Annotated in this window: 1 rRNA gene; it reads left to right on the top strand. The window is 54.3% G+C overall.

Going from position 1 to position 3,861, the window contains the following annotated elements:
* The first annotated feature begins 428 nt into the window (after window positions 1-428).
* Window positions 429-3,593: ribosomal RNA gene (locus CXR00_RS17930) — 23S ribosomal RNA — on the top strand.
* Window positions 3,594-3,861: the final 268 nt, after the last annotated feature.

Raw genomic sequence — 3,861 nt, 5'->3', positions numbered from 1 at the left:
AACATATGTTTTCCGGTGGGTGCTCAAGGGTGGAATATCAATAGGCAGGTGCCCGGCGTTGAGCCCGGCAGCACAGTACGTTCTTCCTTCGGGCGGGACTGGAAACGCTGCCGGTGTCTTCAAGTACCGGGTTTTTCCGTTTGGCACACTGTTGGGTCCTGAAATAACAGGACCGAAGAATTTCAAGCCTTCATTGGAGGGGTTGGAAGGGACACGGGTTCGTGTTGTTTCTGATTGTTCCTGCGCAGGCCCAAGACTTCCACGGTGAATACGTGGTGGTGGCGGGGTGTGACGGGGTTGTTGTTTGAGAACTACATAGTGGACGCGAGCATCTTAAAATTATTAAGTGCAATTTCAGATAAACCTGGTGACCGGTTTTACCGGCCTCCATGGTTTTCTCGATAGCGATAATATTTATTGATCTTTGTGGTCAAGTTTTTAAGGGCACACGGTGGATGCCTTGGCATCAGGAGCCGAAGAAGGACGTAGGAATCTGCGATAAGCCTGGGGGAGTTGATAACCGAGCGTTGATCCCAGGATGTCCGAATGGGGAAACCCCGCCCGGCGCGCGAGTGACCGGGTGACCCGCATCTGAACACATAGGGTGCGTGGAGGGAACGTGGGGAAGTGAAACATCTCAGTACCCACAGGAAGAGAAAACAACAGTGATTCCGTTAGTAGTGGCGAGCGAACGCGGAAGAGGCTAAACCAGTGGTGTGTGATAGCCGGCGGGCGTTGCATCACTGGGGTTGCGGGACTTTCCGTACCGATTCTGCCGGATTGGTGAAGTGAGTGCAGATGCATAGGTGAACGGGTTTGAAAGCCCGGCCGTAGAGGGTGTTAGCCCCGTAACCGGAATGTATGCTGCCGCTTGGAGAGGATCCCAAGTAGCACGGGGCCCGAGAAATCCCGTGCGAATCTGCCAGGACCACCTGGTAAGCCTAAATACTCCCTGATGACCGATAGCGGACAAGTACCGTGAGGGAAAGGTGAAAAGTACCCCGGGAGGGGAGTGAAACAGTACCTGAAACCGTGTGCCTACAATCCGTTGGAGCAGGGCGATGCCACTTGTGGTGTTGTGCTTGTGACAGCGTGCCTTTTGAAGAATGAGCCTGCGAGTTAGTGTTACGTCGCGAGGTTAACCCGTGAGGGGAAGCCGTAGCGAAAGCGAGTCTGAACAGGGCGATGCAGTGGCGTGATCTAGACCCGAAGCGGAGTGATCTACCCATGGCCAGGTTGAAGCGCGTGTAAGAGCGCGTGGAGGACCGAACCCACTTCAGTTGAAAATGGAGGGGATGAGCTGTGGGTAGGGGTGAAAGGCCAATCAAACTCCGTGATAGCTGGTTCTCCCCGAAATGCATTTAGGTGCAGCGTTGCGTGTTTCTTACCGGAGGTAGAGCTACTGGATGGCTAATGGGCCCTACAAGGTTACTGACGTCAGCCAAACTCCGAATGCCGGTAAGTGAGAGCGCAGCAGTGAGACTGTGGGGGATAAGCTTCATAGTCGAGAGGGAAACAGCCCAGACCACCAACTAAGGCCCCTAAGCGTGTGCTAAGTGGGAAAGGATGTGGAGTTGCTCAGACAACCAGGAGGTTGGCTTAGAAGCAGCCATCCTTGAAAGAGTGCGTAATAGCTCACTGGTCAAGTGATTCCGCGCCGACAATGTAGCGGGGCTCAAGTACACCGCCGAAGTTGTGGCATTCAAATATTAGCCAAGCGGATGGTTTATCCATTTTCGTTCAAGCGTTTGGATGGGTAGGGGAGCGTCGTGTGGGCAGTGAAGTCGCGGTGTAAACCAGCGGTGGAGCCTACACGAGTGAGAATGCAGGCATGAGTAGCGAAAGACGGGTGAGAAACCCGTCCGCCGAATGATCAAGGGTTCCAGGGTCAAGCTAATCTGCCCTGGGTAAGTCGGGACCTAAGGCGAGGCCGACAGGCGTAGTCGATGGACAACGGGTTGATATTCCCGTACCGGCGAAAAACCGCCAATACTGATCGGGGGATACTAACCGCCCAATACCTGACCGTTAGCCCTTGTGGCGACACGGTTTTTGGTGGAGCGCGGGACCGTAACCCGGGAGGTAAGCGTATTAACAGGTGTGACGCAGGAAGGTAGCCGGGCCGGGCGATGGTTGTCCTGGTCTAAGGATGTAGGGTCAGTGATAGGTAAATCCGTCACTGTGTCTTGGATGACGCACCTGAGATCTGACGGGACCCACTTTGGTGGGAATCCGGTGATCCTATGCTGCCTAGAAAAGCATCGGCGCGAGGTTTTAGCCGCCCGTACCCCAAACCGACACAGGTGATCAGGTAGAGAATACTAAGGCGATCGAGAGAATTATGGTTAAGGAACTCGGCAAAATGCCCCCGTAACTTCGGGAGAAGGGGGGCCCCAACCTTGATGGACACTTGCTGTCCGGAGGGGATCGGGGCCGCAGAGACCAGGGGGAAGCGACTGTTTACTAAAAACACAGGTCCGTGCGAAGTCGCAAGACGATGTATACGGACTGACTCCTGCCCGGTGCTGGAAGGTTAAGAGGACCGGTTAGCCCTTACGGGCGAAGCTGGGAATTTAAGCCCCAGTAAACGGCGGTGGTAACTATAACCATCCTAAGGTAGCGAAATTCCTTGTCGGGTAAGTTCCGACCTGCACGAATGGAGTAACGACTTCCCCGCTGTCTCAACCATAAACTCGGCGAAATTGCAGTACGAGTAAAGATGCTCGTTACGCGCAGCAGGACGGAAAGACCCCGAGACCTTTACTATAGTTTGGTATTGGTGTTCGGTGTGGCTTGTGTAGGATAGGTGGGAGACTGTGAGACCCGGACGCCAGTTCGGGTGGAGTCATCGTTGAAATACCACTCTGGTCATACTGGATATCTAACTTCGGCCCGTAATCCGGGTCAGGGACAGTGCCTGATGGGTAGTTTAACTGGGGCGGTTGCCTCCTAAAGAGTAACGGAGGCGCCCAAAGGTTCCCTCAGCCTGGTTGGCAATCAGGTGGCGAGTGTAAGTGCACAAGGGAGCTTGACTGTGAGAGAGACATCTCGAGCAGGGACGAAAGTCGGGACTAGTGATCCGGCGGTACATTGTGGAATGGCCGTCGCTCAACGGATAAAAGGTACCTCGGGGATAACAGGCTGATCTTGCCCAAGAGTCCATATCGACGGCATGGTTTGGCACCTCGATGTCGGCTCGTCGCATCCTGGGGCTGGAGTAGGTCCCAAGGGTTGGGCTGTTCGCCCATTAAAGCGGTACGCGAGCTGGGTTTAGAACGTCGTGAGACAGTTCGGTCCCTATCCGCTGCGCGCGCAGGAAATTTGAGAAGGGCTGTCCTTAGTACGAGAGGACCGGGACGGACGAACCTCTGGTGTGTCAGTTGTACTGCCAAGTGCACCGCTGATTAGCTACGTTCGGATGGGATAACCGCTGAAAGCATCTAAGCGGGAAGCCCGCTTCGAGATGAGATTTCCATACACCTTGTGTGTGAGAGGCCCCCAGCCAGACCACTGGGTTGATAGGCCGGATGTGGAAGCGGGGACTAAAGACCCGTGAAGCTGACCGGTACTAATAGGCCGATAACTTACACCACACCACAGTCTGGGCAGGAAACGACTTCAAACGTTCCCGCCAAAGAAGGATTGTGTTGATCATGCTGCTTGCGTCCACTATGTGGTTCCCGGATAACAAACCCGTGTGTGGTTTGTCACCGTGGAACGAACCGCTGATTGTCCTTTCGGGGATGGTTGGGTGGTTTAGAATAAAAAGGAAGTGTTCATTCTTACGCGTGGATACTTTTTCATGACAGGCACGGTTGAACGTGTTTGGTTGTGACCCATTGTTTTCCCCTCCACCAGGAG

The organism is Arthrobacter sp. 9E16, assembly GCF_002929435.1.
In the GTDB taxonomy this organism is placed as follows: Bacteria; Actinomycetota; Actinomycetes; order Actinomycetales; family Micrococcaceae; genus Arthrobacter_B; species Arthrobacter_B sunyaminii.
The sequence above is the reverse complement of the archived record's forward strand: the minus strand, read 5'-3'. Positions and strand labels throughout refer to the sequence as shown.